Origin of the sequence: Nocardia sp. NPDC050710 (genome assembly GCF_040654375.1) — a bacterium.
GTDB lineage: Bacteria > Actinomycetota > Actinomycetes > Mycobacteriales > Mycobacteriaceae > Nocardia.
Window position 1 is genome coordinate 26,556 of sequence record NZ_JBFAHV010000005.1, and the last position, 16,871, is coordinate 43,426.

General features: G+C 65.3%; 16 protein-coding genes. 9 read left to right on the top strand and 7 right to left on the bottom strand.

Translation table 11 applies throughout. The features are described from left to right. Positions 1-75: 75 nt before the first annotated feature. Positions 76-744, bottom strand: a complete 669-nt coding sequence (locus AB0H61_RS11965) for a S1 family peptidase (protein ID WP_357302400.1) — start codon at positions 742-744, stop codon at positions 76-78. Positions 745-1,271: 527 nt separating this feature from the next. Here AB0H61_RS11965 and AB0H61_RS11970 point away from each other — a divergent pair. The 9 genes from AB0H61_RS11970 to AB0H61_RS12010 all read left to right on the top strand — a co-directional run bounded on the left by AB0H61_RS11970 (position 1,272) and on the right by AB0H61_RS12010 (position 10,846). After that, a complete protein-coding gene (locus AB0H61_RS11970) occupies positions 1,272-2,126 on the top strand; it encodes an ABC transporter permease (RefSeq protein ID WP_357302403.1) in 855 nt (284 codons plus the stop codon). Between the two features lie 4 nt (positions 2,127-2,130). Continuing rightward, a complete protein-coding gene (locus AB0H61_RS11975) occupies positions 2,131-2,994 on the top strand; it encodes an ABC transporter permease (RefSeq protein ID WP_357302406.1) in 864 nt (287 codons plus the stop codon). A gap of 6 nt (positions 2,995-3,000) precedes the next feature. Next, positions 3,001-4,476 (top strand): MCE family protein, encoded by a 1,476-nt coding sequence (locus AB0H61_RS11980; RefSeq protein ID WP_357302409.1) that lies wholly within the window; start codon positions 3,001-3,003, stop codon positions 4,474-4,476. Continuing rightward, positions 4,473-5,501, top strand: a complete 1,029-nt coding sequence (locus AB0H61_RS11985; RefSeq protein WP_357302412.1) for an MCE family protein — start codon at positions 4,473-4,475, stop codon at positions 5,499-5,501. Before AB0H61_RS11980 ends, AB0H61_RS11985 begins: the two co-directional genes overlap by 4 nt. Continuing rightward, positions 5,501-6,493 (top strand): MCE family protein, encoded by a 993-nt coding sequence (locus AB0H61_RS11990; protein WP_357303160.1) that lies wholly within the window; start codon positions 5,501-5,503, stop codon positions 6,491-6,493. Before AB0H61_RS11985 ends, AB0H61_RS11990 begins: the two co-directional genes overlap by 1 nt. Before the next feature lie 47 nt (positions 6,494-6,540). Next, positions 6,541-7,644: an MlaD family protein gene (locus AB0H61_RS11995; RefSeq protein ID WP_357303163.1), complete on the top strand. Its 1,104-nt coding sequence runs from the start codon at positions 6,541-6,543 to the stop codon at positions 7,642-7,644. Continuing rightward, the gene (locus AB0H61_RS12000) at positions 7,641-8,741 is read left to right on the top strand and encodes an MCE family protein (RefSeq protein ID WP_357302416.1); all 1,101 of its coding nucleotides are present in this window, start codon (positions 7,641-7,643) and stop codon (positions 8,739-8,741) included. Before AB0H61_RS11995 ends, AB0H61_RS12000 begins: the two co-directional genes overlap by 4 nt. Further along, positions 8,738-9,916 (top strand): MlaD family protein, encoded by a 1,179-nt coding sequence (locus AB0H61_RS12005; RefSeq protein ID WP_357302419.1) that lies wholly within the window; start codon positions 8,738-8,740, stop codon positions 9,914-9,916. The genes AB0H61_RS12000 and AB0H61_RS12005 overlap by 4 nt, the downstream gene beginning before the upstream one ends. A gap of 129 nt (positions 9,917-10,045) precedes the next feature. Beyond that, positions 10,046-10,846, top strand: coding sequence for a hypothetical protein (locus tag AB0H61_RS12010; RefSeq protein ID WP_357302422.1), 801 nt, complete (start codon positions 10,046-10,048; stop codon positions 10,844-10,846). Positions 10,847-10,940: 94 nt separating this feature from the next. On the opposite strand, the gene AB0H61_RS12015 is transcribed toward AB0H61_RS12010, so the two are convergent. From AB0H61_RS12015 to AB0H61_RS12040, 6 genes are all read right to left on the bottom strand, one after another. Continuing rightward, positions 10,941-11,519 (bottom strand): ribonuclease H, encoded by a 579-nt coding sequence (locus AB0H61_RS12015; RefSeq protein ID WP_357302425.1) that lies wholly within the window; start codon positions 11,517-11,519, stop codon positions 10,941-10,943. A gap of 10 nt (positions 11,520-11,529) precedes the next feature. After that, positions 11,530-12,000: an SRPBCC family protein gene (locus tag AB0H61_RS12020; protein WP_357302427.1), complete on the bottom strand. Its 471-nt coding sequence runs from the start codon at positions 11,998-12,000 to the stop codon at positions 11,530-11,532. Between the two features lie 137 nt (positions 12,001-12,137). Beyond that, a complete protein-coding gene (lhgO, locus tag AB0H61_RS12025) occupies positions 12,138-13,334 on the bottom strand; it encodes an L-2-hydroxyglutarate oxidase (protein WP_357302430.1) in 1,197 nt (398 codons plus the stop codon). Positions 13,335-13,355: 21 nt separating this feature from the next. Continuing rightward, positions 13,356-14,114, bottom strand: coding sequence for a hypothetical protein (locus tag AB0H61_RS12030; RefSeq protein WP_357302433.1), 759 nt, complete (start codon positions 14,112-14,114; stop codon positions 13,356-13,358). Positions 14,115-14,453: 339 nt separating this feature from the next. Next, positions 14,454-15,245 carry a TIGR03084 family metal-binding protein gene (locus AB0H61_RS12035; protein WP_357302436.1) on the bottom strand — a complete coding sequence of 264 codons (792 nt, stop codon included), beginning with the start codon at positions 15,243-15,245 and terminating at the stop codon, positions 14,454-14,456. A 117-nt stretch (positions 15,246-15,362) separates the two neighbouring features. After that, positions 15,363-16,718, bottom strand: coding sequence for a hypothetical protein (locus AB0H61_RS12040; RefSeq protein ID WP_357302439.1), 1,356 nt, complete (start codon positions 16,716-16,718; stop codon positions 15,363-15,365). Positions 16,719-16,871: the final 153 nt, after the last annotated feature.

Genomic DNA, 16,871 nt, shown 5'->3' on the forward strand with positions numbered 1-16,871 from the left:
GCCCCGTACAACGCAATGAGCGGGCGCTCGGCGCCCGCTCATTGCGTTCGATACTCCGACAGCTGTCGTCGCGATCTAGATGGGGTGGAATCCCGCTCCCACGCTGCCGCGCGCGTTGACATCGCCCATGATCGCGCTCATATTGGTGCCGACCTCGGGGCCGAAGCAGGCGATCGCCAGGTACGCGTTCACCATGCCGACCAGGGTCGTTCCCACTACGACGGGCGCGCCGGAATCGCCCTCGACCACGCACATCTGCGACCAGGTCTCGATATTGGTGCCGAAGACGTCGCCCCAGGCGATGCCGCAGGTGTTGCCCGTGGTGCGGCCTTCCTTGCAGACGATCATCGGGAACTGGGCGGGTGCGCCGATTCCGGTGATGGTGACGTTGCCGATCCGGTTGACCGGGGTGATGGCACCCGGCTCGAACTGGATGACCGCGTAGTCCAGCTCGCGGTTGGAGTAGACGAATTTGCCGATCTGCCCCGCCCCGCGGTCGGCCTCGGAGTACACCTTGGCACCGGCATCGCCGCAGTGTCCCGCGGTGAATCCGACCAGCCGACCCGCGCCGTCGTATCCGACCGTGGTGAGAGTGCACTCGAACTGGTTGTCGATGATGATCCCCGAACCACCGCCCATCACCGGCGGACCCGGATCGGCGTCCGCGGTGCCTGCACCGAGTAGCGCCGCACCCAGTGCTACGGCGAAGACGGCGTTGGCCGCCTTGGCGAGTTTGCTGAACATGTCCCTCCAGACGTCGGAAGTCCGCACGATATCAATCTGTCTCGCCCATCGTGTCAGTATTCGGTCTCGGGCGCGTCTCGTACTTGTCGCAGTCGGTAGCGGCCTACACCCGGTAGCATTTTTCGACAGTTCGGGCGACACGTCTCTTAATCAATCGCGATAGCGAAGTTCTATTACTAATCTCATCAGAAGTGGCGCACTTTGTGTTTCGTACACAACTTTGTGTGGTTCAACTGTGATCAGAAAACAAACCATTTTTAGATGAATGTTTTCCGCGTAATTAACCGGTGATAGTTCCGCGGGCCTGCGATCGGTGCAGGTAGGCTGTAACTTGTTCTAGAAACATAGTGTCGAAATTAGGGTTGACCACCACGTTCGATGTCGCGCGTCATAGTGATATTGCCGTAGTGAGATCAATCTATGACTGCAATCACAGAGTCATGGTGTGTTCTGGCTTACTACGTAGTAAGGTGCCTCAAGCAAACAAGTCGTCGGGGCAACCAACCGGCGTCGAGAGGGGTTAGCCAGTGCAGTCGACCAAGAGTCCACCCGCAGAGTCACGTATAGGTGTCGCGGTCGATTGGACGAAGGCCTACTGGGCGGACCATCCGAAGCGGTCGCTGGAGACCTTCGGGCGTCAGATCACGATGGGATTCGCGGCGGTAGCCGAGTTGTTCGTCGCCATCTTCCGTCGTCGTTTCCCTTACCGCGAATTCATCCGCCAATGTGCCTTCATGTCGAGCGTCGCGGCCGCGCCCACCCTGCTGGTCGCGATCCCGATCGGTGTCATCGTATCGATCCAGGTCGGTGCGGTGGCAAGTCAGGTCGGTGCGACCTCGTTCATCGGTGCGGCCAACGGCCTCGGCATCATCCAGCAGGGCGCGCCGCTGGTCACCTCGCTGATGATCGCGGGTGCGGTCGGATCGGCCATCTGCGCCGACCTCGGCTCGCGCACCATTCGCGAAGAGATCGACGCCATGAAGGTGATGGGCGTTGATCCGCTGCGCAGGCTGGTCGCCCCTCGACTCGGCGCTGCGATGCTGGTCAGCGTTCTGCTCTGCGGTTTCGTGGTCTTCGTCGGCTTCCTGACCGGCTATATCTTCAATATCTTCGCCCAGGGTGGCACCCCGGGTTCCTATGTCGGCACCTTCTCATCCTTCGCGGTCACCCGTGATCTGTTCGTCGCATTGGTCAAGTCGCTGATCTTCGGTCTGCTGGCCGCGATCATCGCCTGCGATACCGGACTCAACACCCGCGGCGGCCCGGGCGGCGTCGCGAACTCGGTCAACTCGGCGGTGGTCAGCTCCGCGATCATGCTGTTCGGCGTGAACCTGATCATCACCCAGATCTACAGCGCACTCTTCCCTCCACAGGTGGTCTGAGCCGGTGTCATCAACTTACGTACCCCCGCTCCTGCGGCCGCTCCAGTCGCTCAAGCGCGGCGCGACGGCTCCGGTCGACATGCTCGCCCGACTCGGCCATCAGGTCTTCTTCTTCCTGCGCTCGCTCGGCTCGATTCCGCTGGCGCTCAAGCAGTACCCGAAGGAAGTGTGGCGGCTGCTCTCCGACGTCACCTGGGGTAACGGCAATCTCGTCGTCGGTGGCGGCACCATCGGCGTTGTGGTGATCCTGAGCGCGTTCGGCGGTATGACCGTCGGCATCCAGGGGCACACCTCACTGAACCTGCTCGGCCTGAGCCCGATCACCGGCGCCATCTCCGCCTTCGCCACCACCCGTGAGCTCGGCCCGCTGCTCGCGGCGCTGGCCTTCGCGGCACAGGCGGGCTGTCGATTCACCGCCCAGCTCGGCGCGATGCGGATCTCCGAGGAGATCGACGCGCTGGAGTCGATCGCCATCCGGCCGCTCCCCTACCTGGTCAGTACCCGGATGTTCGCGGCGATCGTGGCCATCGTTCCGCTGTACTGCCTCGGCCTGGCCGTCGCCTATATCTCCTGCGCGGTCACCGTGCAGCTGATCGGCGGCACCGCGAGCGGTACCTACGCGCACTACTTCTATCAGTTCCTCATTCCGACCGACGTGCTCTATTCGCTGCTCAAAGCGATCGTGTTCGTCGCGATCACCACCTTCATCCAGTGCTACTACGGGTTCTTCGCCTCGGGCGGCCCGGAAGGTGTGGGTGTCGCGGCGGGCCGGGCGATCAAGATGTGCATCATCCTGGTCGTCTTCGCGGACCTGTTCATGACATTGGCGATCTGGGGAGTCAACCCCGGCATCCGGATCTCGGGATAAGGCGAGATGATCATTGATCCCAGTGGGCGCGGGCCCACGATGCGGCAGTTGCTGATCGCCGGTGTGTGCGGGCTGGTCGTCTTCGCACTGATCCTCGGCTTCCTGATGGCCAGATACCGCGGCTATTTCGTGCCGAAGGTGAATGTGGTCGCCAACCTGACCACCACCGGTGACGGCCTGCCCGCCCAAGCGGACGTGAAGTTCCGCGGCGTGCTGGTCGGCGCCGTCGACAAGGTCGAGGTGGCGGACAAGGGCGCACTGCAGGAGGTGCAGATCGAACTGAAGCCGGAGTTCGCCGAGGGCATCCCGGCCAATGTGACCGCGCGGGTGGTGCCGAGCAACCTGTTCGCCGTCACCTCCGTCGAATTGGTGTTCAACGGCCCCGCCGACAACTACCTGCACGAGGGTTCGGTCATCGAGGAGGATCCCAGCCAGGTCGCGCTGCAGGACACCCTCACCACGGTCCAGCGAATTCTCGACGCCATCGACCCGGTCCAGTTCGGCCGTGTGCTCGGCACGCTGTCGCAGGCCCTCGACGGTAGCGGCCGAGTGCCCGGCTCCACCGTCGAACGACTCGACCGCTGGATCCTGTCCGTGGACGAGTCGATCCCGGATCTCGGTGTGATGCTCGGTGACTTCTCCGCCTCGTTCCACGCGCTGAATCAGTCCGCGCCGGAGCTGCTCGATGTGCTCGGCAGTTCGGTGCAGACCGCGAGCACCATTGCCGATCGGCGCAACGAGCTGGTCGCGCTGATCACCGGCGCGAGCGGCACGGTCGATACGGTGAACGAACTGTTCGCTCGCAACCCCGATGTCGGCAAGCAAGTCACCGCGGGCACCAGCGAGACCTTCGGCGCCCTCGCCGCGGACCCGCAGGCGATCACCCAGGCGGTGATCAACCTCGGGGATTCCACGGCCAAGCTGAACACGGTGTTCCACTGGGGCCCGCAGAAGCAGATGGTCTGGAATCTGGGCCTCACCTTCACGCCGTACCAGCCCAATACCGTCGCGGACTGCCCGCGCTACGGCGACCTGGCCGGGCCGAGCTGCTTTACCGCACCGGCGGAGGCCGAACTGCCGCCGCTGCCGGAGCAGCTGAGGCCGCGCAGCCTGGCTTCCGCCGCGGGCCTGCCCCCGGTGGTGCCGATGCCCGGGCTGCCGTTCATCCCCGGTGTCACCGCTCCCGGTTCGCCGTTGCAGACGACCGCCGGTGATACCCCGAAGCCCTTCGCGGGCACGCCACTCGAAGGTCTGTTCCCGGTACTGCCGCCGCTGCTCGGCGGTCCTGCCGCCGCCCCGGCGCCCGCGGAAACCCCGGCCCAGCCGGAGGTCAAGCCGGCCGCCGCGCCGATCTCCTATCGGGGTGAGGCGGCGATCCAGCAGCTGCTCGGACGCAAGCCGACGACCACCGAGTATCTGCTGCTCAGCTCGATCATGAGGAACGGAACCCTGCAAGTGACCGAAAGTGGAGGCGGCCGATGAGCGTTCGCAAACCGCTGATCGGCTTCAGCCTCTTCGCTGTGGTCTCGATCCTGGTGACCGTCGTCGTGTGGAATACCCTGGCCCGCACCGTGGACGGGGATACCAACACCTACACGGCGACCTTCAGTGATGTGCTCGGCCTCCGCGAGGGCGACGACGTCCGGATGGCGGGCGTGCGGGTCGGCAAGATCGAGAAGATCCGGCTCGACAGCAAGAACGACGCTGAGGTGACGTTCATCGTGCAGCGTGACCAGACGATCTACGACGACACCAAGGCCCTGGTCCGTTACCAGAACCTGATCGGTCAGCGCTATGTCGCGCTGGCCCCGGGTAAGGCGGCGAGCCCGGCTCCGCTGAAGAACAACGCGTCGATTCCGCTGGAGCGCACCGAGCCGTCCTTCGACATCTCCGCACTGCTCAACGGATTCCAGCCGCTGTTCCAGGTGCTGCAGCCGGAGCAGGTGAACCGGCTGTCGGAGACCTTCATCCAGGCATTGCAGGGTGACGGTGTTTCGTTGAGCGCGTTCATCACCCAGGCCGCGACCCTGGCGACGGACTTCCAGCGGCGCGACGCGATTCTGAGCGATGTGATCACCAACCTGTCCGGCGTGATGTCGGGGTTGGCCAAGCGAGGTGATGAATTGGAGACGCTGGTGACCCAGACTCGATCATTGATCGGCGGGCTGTACGAGCAGGGACAGTCGTTGCAGCAGTCGACAGTTCAGATCGCCGACGCGACCGGTGCGCTCGTCGACATGATGGGCAAGGTCCAGCCCAAGCTCCAGACGGCGCAGAACTCGACCAGCGCCGCGCTGACGCTGTTGCTGGCCAACGGCGCCAAGCTCGACAACGCGGCGGTCGATCTGCCCGCGGTCCTCGCCAACGCGGGTCGATTCAGCTCCGAGGGCACCTACGCCAACGCCTACCTCTGCGGTCTGGATGTCTCGCTCTACGGGGTGTTGTTCCCGCGCGGGCTCTTCTCGCAGATCGGCGGCAACTCGCACTCGGCGGTGTGCCGCCCATGATGACGAAGCTCAAGGACCGGTTCGACAGCAACCGCTATTTCTGGCTCGGCGTCGTCGGCGGTGTGCTGATCGTTGTCCTGCTGCTGGTTTCCAGCGTCTACAAGATGCTCGGCGTCGGCGAACAGACCGTGAAGGTCGAGTTCGTGCAGGCCGCGGGCATCAAGGTCGGTGACAAGGTCGACGTATCCGGCGTTCCCGTCGGCACCGTGGCGCGCGCCGAACTCGAGGGCTCCCATGTACTGCTGACGCTGAATGTCGACAAGGACGTGAAGTTCGGTCCGGACGCCCGCGCGTCCATCAAGATGGCGACGCTGCTCGGCGCCCGCTATGTGGATGTGGACCCGGGCGACGGCTCCGGTCTGAAGGACAAGCGAATTCCGTTGTCCAACACCGCCGTTCCGTACAACCTGGCGGATGTGGTCCAGATCGGCACCCCGAAGTTCGAGGCGCTCGATACCGCGAAGCTGGCCGAGTCGCTGAATCTGTTCAACCAGCAGATCAATGGTTCCCCGCACCTGGTGGCGCAGGCGCTGGACAGCGTCGGCGCGCTGGCGAAGGTGGTGGACACCCGCAAGACCGAGGTCGACAGCCTGCTGAAGGATCTGAACCGGGTCACCCAGCTGCTCGCCGACAATCGCAACAGCGTGCTGCTGGTGATCACCCAGGGCGAGGCCATCGCCAACCGGGTGATGGAGCGTCAGGAACTGCTGCGCCAGCTGCTCGACAATATGGCCACGCTGACCAGGCAGTTGCAGGAGATCGGCGCGGAGAACAACGCACAGCTCGGCCCGACGATCGAACAGCTCAACACCATGGCCGAGGGTCTGCAGAAGAATAAGGAGAACCTGGACCGGATGCTGTCCATCATGCCGCCGTCGGTCCGGTATCTGGCCAACTCCTGGGGTAACGGCAACTACGCCGAGGTCGCGCTGCCGTGGCTGTTCCCGGACAACTGGCTGTGCTTCCCGCAGGTGATCGAGGGGTGCCAGTGATGAAGTTGCGACTGCGAAATGACGACGGGACCACGATGAAGTCCACGATGCCGGCCGTCTCGAAATCCAAGATGTTCGGCCGGTCGCTCATGGTCGGCGTCACCGCGCTGGCCATCGGCAGCTGCTCGATGCTGCCGGGTTCGGTGAACGACGCGCTCGGCAATACGATCCGGGTCACCGCCGACTTCGAGAACATCGCGGGTATGTACGAGGGCAATCCGATCACGGTGCTCGGCCTCGATGTCGGCAAGGTCGAGAAGATCGTGCCGAAGGGCACCTTCGTCGAGGTGCATATGTCCATCGATTCCGGTGTGAAGGTGCCCAAGGACGCGATCGCCGCGATCGTCTCGCCCTCCATCGTCACCGACCGGCATATCGAGCTCACCCCCGTCTACACCGAGGGCGAAACCCTCTCCGACGGTGAACATCTGCCGCTCAGCCGAACTCGGACACCGGTCGAGCTGGACACGATGATCAAGACCATCGACCAGTTCGCGGCGGCGCTGAAGCCGCAGCCGGGCAGCGAAGGTCTCGGTCCGCTCTCCGGCCGGGTGCTCTACCCGATGTTGAACGGCCAGGGCGAGAAGATCCGCGACACCCTCAATGCGCTATCCGGCGCGCTGCAGGTCGGCGTCGACAATAAGGACGCGGTCTCCAATATCATCATCAAGCTCAACGAGCTGACCACGATGCTGGCCGAGAACGACCAGTCGGTGCGGGATTTCAGCGATAAGGTGACGCAGATGACGGGTCTGCTCGCCGAGCAGGCGCCGGGTCTGCAGGCCACCCTGCAGCAGATCAACGACTTCCTCGCCAACACCAGCTCGGTCTTCGTGCAGTACCAGGATCAGCTGGGCAGCACCCTCACCGGATTGACCAATGTCACCGATCAGCTGCGGCAGAACGCCTTCGGTATGACCGAAATCGTCGACGTGGCGCCGATGTTGCTGCAGAGCATCGACGGGACCATGAACCGCCAGGGCGGCTTCATCCGCCTGCACGGCCTCATCGGCACCGCGCTCTCCGGCGAGATCGTGACCCTGTTCTGCCAGCGGATCCAGATGCGGGCCGATGGCTGCCAAACCGGCAATATGCAGGACTTCGGACCGGATTACGGGCTCACCGCCGCATTGCTGGGACTCACGAAATGACGAACCGAATGCTCGAGGCGCGCAAGGCAATGGTCGCGGCGGCGGCGGTGGCGGGCATCGCCATCACCTCCGGGTGCAGTTTCACGGTGGAGGACCTACCGCTGCCCAAGCCCGGTATGAACGGGGACACCTATACGGTGCACGCGATATTCGAGAACGCGTTGAACCTGCCGGACCAGGCCAAGGTCAAGATCGGCGGTTCGGATGTCGGCGTGGTCACCAATATCAAGACCAAGAACTTCCAGGCCGTCGTCGACCTGACCATCAGCTCGGATATCGCACTGCCCCAGGGCAGTACCGCCGAACTGCGTCAGGCGACCCCGCTCGGTGACGTATTCGTCGCGGTCTCCAAACCGAAGGCGGAACCGGGCACCCCGATGTTGAAGGAGGGTGACACCCTCACCCTGGATTCGACCTCGGCCGGCGCCACCGTGGAGGAACTGCTGGTTTCGGTCTCCATGCTGTTCAACGGCGGCGGCATCGCCTCGCTGACCAAACTGGCCTCCGAGTTGGACTCCATCGTCGGTGGCCGCGGCCCGCAGCTGGCGCACCTGATCACCGAGATGACGGGCGTGGTCGGCAGTCTCAACGAGAACAGCGCCCGGATCGACAGCGTGCTCAGCGGTTTCAGCGAGCTGGCCACCACCATCGAGACCAGGCATGACGAGCTCGGCCAGGTCGCGGATACGCTGCCGCAGATGATCGGCGCCATCGCGGAGAACAACAAGGCGCTCGGCGAACTGCTGGCCAAGGTCTCGGTCACCAGTGCGGCGCTGGGTGATTACGCCGATACCACCTCCGATCAGCTGGCCAGCCTGCTGGACAACCTGGACGCCCTCATGGGCGCACTCGCGGCCACCGGCGACAAGTTCGGGTTCGCGCTCGACCAGCTGCACGAGATCCGGCCCAAGACCGATGCCAGCTTCAAGGGCAAGAGCCTGGCGGTCTACACCACCCTGAGCAACCTCGATATCGGTCTGCTGACCGACCCGGCCAACAGCAAGTTCCCGGATCTGAAGGATTTGGAGGACTTCGTCGGCACCTTCATCCAGGTGCTGCAGGTGGTCCAGGGCCGGGTGCAGGGGGGCCATCGATGAGTCGTGTCGGCACCCTGTTGCGCAGCAAGATCTTCCTGTCGAATGCCGGGCTCGTCCTGGTGTTGTTGATCGGAGCCAGTTATCTGCTGGTGAATGTCATGCGGGTCAATCCGTTGCAGTCGAAGTACACCGTCACGGTGAATCTGGACCGCTCCGGCGGTCTGCAGCCCGGTAATGACGTGACGTTGCGCGGCTACCGCGTCGGCAAGGTCACCTCGATCGAGCTGACCGATCGCGGCCAGGCCATCGCGGCCAAGGCCGAAATCGATAGTGACTACAAGATTCCGGCGGATACCGTGATCGCGGTGCAGGCCCTGTCCGGCGCCGGTGAGCAGTACATCGACTTCCGGCCCGTCAGTGAACAGGCGCCGTATCTGCGTGACGGCTCGGTGATCACCTTCGATCCGGAGATGATCAAGACCCCGACCCCGGTCTGGTCCGTGCTGGACAATGCCAGCGCGCTGATCGGCCAGGTGGACCCGGAGGTATTCGGGACCATCCTGGCCGAGCTCGACATCGCGGTCAGCGCCGGTCCGGATCAGCTGCGCGGGATGGTCAACGGGATCAGCCTGGCCACGGCGGGTCTGGACAACCTGTTGCCGCAGACCACGAATCTGATCGCCAATCTGCGCACCATCGCCAATACCACCTCGCACGCGCAACCGGATCTGGCCACGCTGACCAGCAATTCGGGCACGCTGTTCAACCAGTTCAACAATGCCAACGCGGAGCTGATCGCGATTCTGGAACAGGCTCCCGGCCAGCTCGCCAGCCTCGGTGCGGTGCTGGACAAGACCTCCGATCCGATCACCAGCCTGGCCACCAACTTCGCGGCGATCACCAAGGCCGCGCAGCTGCGCACGCCCGCGCTGCGGGCACTGTTCCCGTCGCTCGAGGTCGGTCTCAGCGCGCTCGGCGTGCCGGCGCACGACGGGGAGTTCCACACCATCGTGGATATCTGGCCTCGCCCGACGTGCCAGTACGCGTCGACGCCGATGAAGAACGAGGTCGTGCAGGACGGCACCCTTCCCAAGTGGAACTACTGTGTGAACCCGCCTCCTGGCCAGCAGATTCGCGGTGCGGCGAACGCCCCGCGGCCGAACGTGCCGAATAACGGCGCGAATATGCCACCCGGTGTGGATCCGAACGAACGGACCCTCCCGCCGGTGCGGTGAGTCGAACCCCGGTCCGGTGGCGTCGCCACGGACCGGGGCATACTCGCCGAGAGAACGCGTACGGTTCGTCCCATGCGGGCCGGCCATCCGATCGGTGCCCCCGCGCCGGGAAAGTGCAGGATTGTATCGATGTCCACCGACGACGCCGACACCAATGAAGACGCCGAGACCGAGAAGGATGCCGCGCTCGAAGACACCGCGGCCACCGATGACGCGGTGACCGGGGAGAAGTCCGCGGCCGATGCGAAGACGGCCAAAGTGGACATGGGGAAGGCGACGAAGGACCAATCGCGGACCGAGTCCGAGAAGTCCACCGAGGCGGACGAATCCGAGAAGAAGCCGACCGCCTCGGGCGAGTCGAAGTCACTGCCCCTCGTCGCCGCGTTCGTGGCGGGTGTCCTGCTGGTCGGCGCCATCACCGCGGTGGTGGTCTTCTTCCTACAGGCGAAGAATCGCGGCGAAGAACTCGACGCGATTCATGAGTCCACCGCCGCGGCATGCGCCTTCGGCAAGGATGTCTCGGTCTACGACTACTCGAGGAACCTCGATGAGTACTTCACCAAGGTGAAGGCCGGTGCGACCGGTGAATTCCGCAAGGAGTTCGAGGACGCGAGCAAGGCGCTGACCGATGCCATGGTTCAGGCGCAGGTCAAGTCCTGGGTCGACGATGTGCAGTGCGGTTACCAGTCCGGCGACGAGACCTCGGCCAAGGTGCTGGTGACCCTGACCCAGTACCGGACCAACTTCACCCAGACGACGCCGGACCGGCAGTTCGTCGTGGTGATCGCGGATCTGGAGAAGTCCGACGGTAAGTGGCTGGTCTCCAAGCTGGACTCGCCGATGCTCAAGGGCGGCACCGGTCTGCCCGGCGGCGCGCCCGCACCTGCCACGCCCGCGCCGACCGGTGCTCGGCCCGCGCCGGGTAACTGAGAGATACGTCAGCCGAAGCACCTCCGGCGGTGGGCCGAGCCACCACCGCCGGAGGTCTTTCGGGCGGTCCTGCCAACGCGGTCGCGCCGGCTCCTCAGAACAGGGTCAGGGTCTGAGGAGCCGAAGGCGCGACCGCCTTCCCCGAGGCCCGCGGCCCGGTGGTCTTGTCCTGTGTCGCCGCGAGGGTCTCCTCCGCGGCCACCACGGCCAATTCGACGGTTTCCGCCTCGGCGACGGCCGACGAGACGGCGGCCTGCCGTGCCGCCGCGCCCGCCAACGCGTCGGCCTGCTCGTTGAAGTAGTTGCCGACATGACCGCGCACCCAGCGGAAACGCACCGGACCCGGGCGGCTCGCGATGGCCCGGTCGATCTGCTTGATGATCTCGACGTTCTTCACCGCGGCGCCGCTCGAGGTGCGCCAGCCGTTGATCCGCCAACCGGAAATCCATTCCGACGCGCACTTGATCGCGTAGAGGGAGTCGCTTTCGATGAGTAGCGGTTCGGGGCCCGGATGCGCGACGATGGCCTCGTGCACCGCGCGTAGCTCGGCGATCTGATTGGTTCCGGTCGCGGCCCCACCACTGCGCGACGACCCCTGATGATTGACCCAAGCCCAGCCGATGGCGCCGCCGGGATTTCGCAGGCAGGATCCGTCGGTGCTCACGATGATCATGCTCCGCACCCTACGCAATCCGACCGACAAGATCGGTACCGTGGAATTCCTCTATCTCCCTACGCAATTGCGACTCGGTGCGTCGTAGCGCCGATTTGACGGCGGAGTCGACCAGGCCCGCGCACAGGCGGCCGGGGAATCGGCGCGGTGGAGCGTACTCCGCCTCTGAGGTGAGTACCGAGCGCCCGTACCCCAGCGGGTCGAACCGCAAGGTGAGGGTTCCCGAAAGTCGCCCGCGCAGCGTATAGGCGATCACCACGTTGCGGCGGTATTCGGTGATTTCGCAGGCCGCCTTCGGATGCCAGAGTGCCAGTCGTGCGGTGGTCGAATATACCGCGCCGAGGCCGTTGTCGATGTCGCTGGTCGGCACGAACTCGGTGACCCCGAACATCCAATCCGGCACGAACTGGTGATTGTCCGTATAGCTGAAGGCCACTTCGACCGGTGCTCCGACGTCACTCGCGTACTTGATGCGGCCCATCAGGCCCTCCCTGTTCCACGGCTGCGGACAAAAGTACTACAACTCTCCTCTTTATTGGAGGGTTGCATGGGATTTGATTGGGGGGGTTTACCCGTCGCGACCGGCCGGTTGCTTGGTTGCTGGGCGGTTATCTCCGCTCAGAGCGCGTCGACGATATGCTCGGCGATCGGCATCGCCGAGGTCGCCGCGGGCGACGGCGCATTGAGCACATGCACCGACCGCGGCGTGCGCTCGATCATGAAATCGTGCACCAGGGTGCCGTCGCGCAGCACCGCCTGCGCCCGGATACCCGCCTCGCGCGGCAGCAGATCCGCCATCGTCAGCTCGGGGCAATAGCGTCGGCATTCGGCCAGGTAACCGCGCTTGAACAGTGAGTTGCGCAGCTCGCGCGCACCGGTCCGCAGATGCGCGCGTGCCACCCGATGCAAGCCGGGGAAGCCGATGACGTCCCTGGCATCCCGCAGATCGATGCTGCCCTTGGGATAACCTTCCCGCGCCAGTCCGAGCACGGCATTCGGGCCGACGGTCAGCTCGCCGTCGATGGTCGGGCTGAGGTGCACCCCGAGGAACGGCAGATTCGGGTCGGGAACCGGATAGATGAGTGTGCGCACCAGATCGGCCCGCTCCGGCGGCAGCCGGTAGTACTCGCCGCGGAAGGGGACGATCCGGAAATCGGTGCGCAGCCCGGCCAGCCTGGCCATGCGATCGGCCTGAAGGCCCGCGCAAACCACCAGGGTGCGCGCGGTCCACGAACCAGCCGGGCCGGTCGCGGTCACCGCTTCGGAGGTCTCGGTGAGCTCGGTGATCTCCGCGCCGAGCACGATCCGCCCGCCCGCCGCCCGCACGGCATCGGCCAGCGCCGTCGTGATCTTGGTGAAGTCGACGATTCCGGTGCCCGGCACATACAGCGCGCCGACGCCGGACACCCGTGGCTCCCGGCGCGCCAGCTCGGCGCGGTCGATCAGCTCGACCTCGACGCCGTTGGCGACCGATCGCTCGTGCAGTGCGAGCATGCGCTGGAACTCCGCCGCGTCGGTGGCGACCAGCAACTTTCCACAGACCTCGAACGGAATCCCCTGTGCCGCGGCGAATTCCTTGGTCCACTGGGCGCCGCGGCGGCACAGCTCCGCTTTCAGGCTGCCCGGCGGATAGTAGATGCCGGAATGGATGACGCCGCTGTTGTGCCCGGTCTGATGGGTGGCCAGCGCGGCGGCCTTTTCCACCAGTACCAGGCTCGCGCCGGGATGACGCCGCAGGATCCGGTGCGCGGTCGCGACGCCGACGATCCCCCCGCCGATGACGCAGAAGTCGAGGATCCGGCTGCCGTTGTGCATACCGAGCACAGTAGCGGCGGGCTATATCGCGACGGTGGGCTCCGGTGCGTTACCGGCGGAATGGTGCGAAGCCACCGAATCATGCGGCGTCGCAGTGGTATCCGGCGCACCGGCCGAACCGTAGCCGACCACCCCTTCGGCGCCGGGTCGCAGTGCCGGGGACGGTGCCGGGTTCCGGTCCAGGCGCAGGCTGTGCTCGCCGAGGGCGGGGTCGGAGAAGACCAGCGTCACTTCGCCGCGATGGGTGTCGATTTCGGTGCGCACCCGGGTGATACCGGACGGATCGACATGGACGCCGAGGCCGTTGCGGACGGCGTCCGATAGCAGCAGGTTCGATAGGGCCGACAGCATATTGGTGTCCACGGTGAATGCCACGGTATTGGTGCGGATCGATGCGAGCTGGGCGCCGACATAGGCGGCGCCGAGTCCCAGCCGACCGCCCACACCGCTGGACAAGCTCGGGGCGACGGCCGGATCAGATTGTGGCCCAACGGGTTTGATATCTGTCGCGAGGTCGATCGACCTGGTCGAGAAGGCCGACAATTGGATGGCCTCCCCCGTGAACGCCGTCTCCGTCGCTCGGAGTCCGGTGCGCGGGGCGGGTTCGAATACGGGTGCGGCGTTCGGCGCGGCGGGGCCCGCGACCGATCCGAAGCCCTGGGTATCCGCCATCTGGTTGACGATGTAGGTCCCGGCGGCGACGGTAAGGCTGAGGCTGGCGGCACCGGCCAGCACGATCGCGGCATGACGCACCAGCTGGACAGGATTGTGTGCTGTCACGATGCGTTCCTTTCCCTCCGCCCCTGATCCCCTCGCGTAGAACGACCCGCATCGTTGGAAGTCGTACGCATGTCCAGGTTACGTCCAGGGCGGAAGGCGCACCGAACCGGTGCGAGCAGGATCACAATCCCTACCGTCGTCAATGTTTCCGCTGGCTGACGGCAGGGTAAAAGACGGGTAGCTGGCGAGCGTCATTCTCGACTGCCATCGAGACACCCGGCCAACGGCGTCCGGCCGTCGACACGAACGGCGCACCCAAGTGTGGCGCTCGCCCGCTCCCGAATCCCGGGCCGGGTGATTCCGGTCGGGTGGTCACCCGGTCGGATGCTCCCGGGAGTTTCAGGCGAACTGGCCCGCGGCCCGGCCTTCCCCGGTGGGGCCCGCGAAGGCCTGCGCGATGGTCAGCCAGTTCTCGGCGTCGGTGCCGATCGCGCGCAGGGCGAGATCGTCACGGTGCCTGCGCTGGGTCACCAGCAGGCAGAAGTCCAAGGCGGGCCCGGTGACCCGCTGCGCGGCATCCTCGGGCCCCCAGCTCCAGATCGTGCCGTCCGGGGCCGTGAGCTCGACCCGGAAATCCTCGGCGGGCGCTGTTCGGCCGCGGACCGTATAGGCGAAATTCCGGGTGCGGACGCCGATGTGGGCGATATTGCGCAGCCGGGCGGTCGGGGTCCGCCGCGCACCGAGCGCATCGGCCACATCCTGCCCGTGTGCCCAGATCTCCATGATGCGGGCGGTGATCATCGACGCCGGGCTCATCGGCGGCCCGAACCAGGGCAGTTTGGTGCCCGCGGGCACCACGCGCAGTGCGGCGGCGAGTGCGTCGCGGCCGCGGCGCCAGCGATCGAGCAACTCGGGTGCGGGCGAGAGGGCGGCTTCCGCCGCGGCCTCGTCGACGAAGGTCAGTGCCTTCGGACCGGCCGCGGTCAGCAGTTCGGTGAAGCGGTCGGAGTCGGTGGCCGCGACCGTGGCGATCTCATCGGTCCAGGCCAGGTGGCCGATCTGGTGGGCGATGGTCCAGCCCTCGGCCGGTGTCGGGCGGGCCCACTCTCCCGGTGCCAGCGGGGCGACCAGTCGTTCCAGATCCGCGCATTCGCCGGCGAAATCATCGAGCAGCGCCTCGAGGTCAACCATCTGTTTCCCTTACCGGTAGCGGCGCGCACCACGGCGTACGCGTCATCGCCGATTCAGCATTGCATCGCAATCGGGAAAAATGCAAGCGTGCCCGCTTGTTTTTCTGGCGGTGCCGGACTACCAGCCGAAAATGATCAGGTGGGCGGCGCCGACCGCCAAGCCGAGCACCGCACCGTGCAGGTACAGCAGCCAGGCGTCCTGCTCGACCGACGCGTAGAACATCTCCATGAACTCGCCCGGACTCAACTGCTGCAGTTTGCGCGCGGCGAACTCGTCGATCTTCTTCGCCTGCTCCAGCGCGAACTGCTCGTCCTCCACCATGCTCGGCGCCAGCCCCACCGCGGCCCCTGCCGCGCCCACCTTGAGATTGTCGAACTGGCGTTTGCCGAAGGCGGCCCGCACCATCGAGGCCGTCGGGCCGAGCTGACGGTGGATCTCGTCGGAGACCAAGCGCTCGATCAGTTGACGGGTCTTATCGCCGTTCGGGCCGTCGAGCAATTCGGTGGAGAGATTGGGCAGGGTCAGCACCTGGTAGGCCAGGATATGCGCGAGGTCGACCGCCGCCTGCGGCTGGCGCTTGGCCAGCAGCGCCTGCTTCCACAGGTATTTGTAACGTGGCTGCGGATCGCCCGGTTCGAACACCATCTTGACCGCGATCACATTGACGATCACGCCGATCGCCGCCGCGCTGGCCAGCACGATCACCCAGGAGGGCAGCCAGCCGATGATCGGGATGTCGTGGTGCACATGCAGATACAGCGCCATGATCAGACCGAACGGAGCGCCCAGCAAACCGATCCGGACCATGAACTTCAGCTCGGGGGCGGCGATGGTGGTGGTCAGATCCTTCAGGATGTACGGATTCTGCCGCAGGTACCGGATAACGAAGCTCTTGATGTCGATGAGCTGATCGATATTGTCGCCGAGGCTGTCGAAGGCACGCCGGGTCAGCTGCGGCAGCTGCCGATCCACCCGCTGGTAGATGACCTGCTTCACCTGCTTCGGCACCGTGCGCCACAGATCCGGGTTCTCCCGGTACATGATCTCGTCGACGATCGGTTTGACCTGCTTACGGGCGAGTTCGGCGATGTAGTCGGCGATTCCGTCCAGATCCAGCTCGTGGATGAAGTCCTTGGGACTGCCGATCCGCATCAGCGCCTTATCGACGCAGATGCTGGCCATCTTCTCCGCCCGCGCCGGAATGAAGCCCTGGAAACCGAGTTGCCGCCCGTCGCCGGAGAAGGTGGGCAGCACCTGCACCCGCCGCGGAAAGTAGGGGTACAACACCTGCAACCCGGGAATCCGAAAGCCACGGAACTGCACCGGCCAGAACAGCATCAGCACGCCGGTCCAGTTGGTGAGCCATCCCGCCAGCGCGCTGAAGATGGGGAAGGTGATCAGATCCACCACGAACTTGGACTGGCCGGTCAACTCTTCCCAGTCGATGAACACGCCCGCGGCGAGTGTCGTCATCCTGGGAGCCCCCTGTCTGAGATAGTGAGGCCCCCACATTCTCATTGGCCTGGTGGGGGTGTCAACGCGGCCCGGTCGGCGGCATTCGGCCGGGGATCCCGCGTCGCGATGATTCGCTCTGAGCGAACCGGTCCGGGGGACGGAACAAACGGG